The organism is Shewanella sp. 5_MG-2023, assembly GCF_030547465.1.
Taxonomy (GTDB): Bacteria; Pseudomonadota; Gammaproteobacteria; order Enterobacterales; family Shewanellaceae; genus Shewanella.
Map to the genome: position 1 here is coordinate 1 of NZ_JAUORC010000069.1, position 2231 is coordinate 2231.

The 2231-nt window shown below is 49.8% G+C and carries 1 rRNA gene; it reads right to left on the reverse strand.

Annotated elements, in window-relative coordinates:
- Positions 1-2190 (reverse strand): 23S ribosomal RNA (locus Q4557_RS19640); the annotation flags it as partial.
- Positions 2191-2231: the final 41 nt, after the last annotated feature.

Below are 2231 nucleotides of genomic sequence, written 5' to 3' on the forward strand. Positions count from 1 at the left end.
CGGTTAGAACATCAAAACTACAAGGGTGGTATTTCAAGATTGACTCCACTCCATCTAGCGACGAAGCTTCAAAGTCTCCCACCTATCCTACACATGTAGGTTCAATGTTCAGTGCCAAGCTATAGTAAAGGTTCACGGGGTCTTTCCGTCTAGCCGCGGGTATACGGCATCTTCACCGCAATTTCAACTTCACTGAGTCTCGGCTGGAGACAGCGTGGCCATCATTACGCCATTCGTGCAGGTCGGAACTTACCCGACAAGGAATTTCGCTACCTTAGGACCGTTATAGTTACGGCCGCCGTTTACTTGGGCTTCGATCATGAGCTTCTCCGAAGATAACCCAATCAATTAACCTTCAAGCACCGGGCAGGCGTCATACCGTATACGTCATCTTGCGATTTTGCACAGTACTGTGTTTTTGATAAACAGTTGCAGCCACCTGGTATCTGCGACTGCCGTCAGCTTAGGGAGCAAGTCCCATCACCAACAGCAGCGTACCTTCTCCCGAAGTTACGGTACCATTTTGCCTAGTTCCTTCAGCCGAGTTCTCTCAAGCGCCTTGGTATTCTCTACCCGACCACCTGTGTCGGTTTGGGGTACGATTCCTACTAACCTGAAGCTTAGAAGATTTTCCTGGAAGCATGGCATCAACTACTTCATCACCTTAGTGACTCGTCATCAGCTCTCAGCCTAATGTAAACCCGGATTTGCCTAAGTTTACAGCCTACAACCTTAAACGCGGACTACCAACGCCGCGCTAGCCTAGCCTTCTCCGTCTCTCCATCGCAGTTAGCAGAAGTACGGGAATATTGACCCGTTTCCCATCGACTACGCCTTTCGGCCTCGCCTTAGGGGTCGACTCACCCTGCCCCGATTAACGTTGGACAGGAACCCTTGGTCTTTCGGCGAGGGAGTTTTTCACTCCCTTTATCGTTACTCATGTCAGCATTCGCACTTCTGATACGTCCAGTGTGGGTTACCCCTTCACCTTCAACCGCTTACAGAACGCTCCTCTACCGCTTGCTCCTAAGAGCAAACCCATAGCTTCGGTGTATTGCTTAGCCCCGTTAAATCTTCCGCGCAGGCCGACTCGACTAGTGAGCTATTACGCTTTCTTTAAATGATGGCTGCTTCTAAGCCAACATCCTAGCTGTCTAAGCCTTCCCACATCGTTTCCCACTTAGCAATAACTTTGGGACCTTAGCTGATGGTCTGGGTTGTTTCCCTTTTGACGACGGACGTTAGCACCCGCCGTCTGTCTCCCGAGTAGTACTCACTGGTATTCGGAGTTTGCAAAGGGTTGGTAAGTCGGGATGACCCCCTAGCCTTAACAGTGCTCTACCCCCAGTGGTATTCGCTCGAGGCGCTACCTAAATAGCTTTCGAGGAGAACCAGATATCTCCGAGTTTGATTGGCCTTTCACCCCCAGCCACAAGTCATCCGCTAATTTTTCAACATTAGTCGGTTCGGTCCTCCAGTTGATGTTACTCAACCTTCAACCTGCCCATGGCTAGATCACTCGGTTTCGGGTCTACGCCTTGCAACTAAACGCGCAGTTAACACTCGGTTTCCCTACGGCTCCGCTATTCGCTTAACCTCGCTACAAAACGTAAGTCGCTGACCCATTATACAAAAGGTACGCAGTCACGGTCTCAAGAACCGCTCCCACTGCTTGTACGTACACGGTTTCAGGTTCTATTTCACTCCCCTCACAGGGGTTCTTTTCGCCTTTCCCTCACGGTACTGGTTCACTATCGGTCAGTCAGGAGTATTTAGCCTTGGAGGATGGTCCCCCCATATTCAAACAGGATGTCACGTGTCCCGCCTTACTCGTTTTCATCTATGGTTAGTTTTCATGTACGGGACTATCACCCTGTACCGTTGAGCTTTCCAACTCATTCCACTAACACCCCATAGACTTAAGGGCTAATCCCCGTTCGCTCGCCGCTACTAGGGGAATCTCGGTTGATTTCTTTTCCTCTGGGTACTTAGATGTTTCAGTTCCCCAGGTTCGCCTCATAACGCTATGTATTCACGTTATGATGACCACTTATGTGGCCGGGTTTCCCCATTCGGACATCGTTAGCTCAAATGCTTGTTACTAGCTCGCCAACGCTTTTCGCAAGTTACTACGTCCTTCATCGCCTCTGACTGCCAAGGCATCCACCGTATACGCTTAGTCACTTAACCATACAACCCAAATGAGTTTCACAAGGAAACTTAATCGTTGT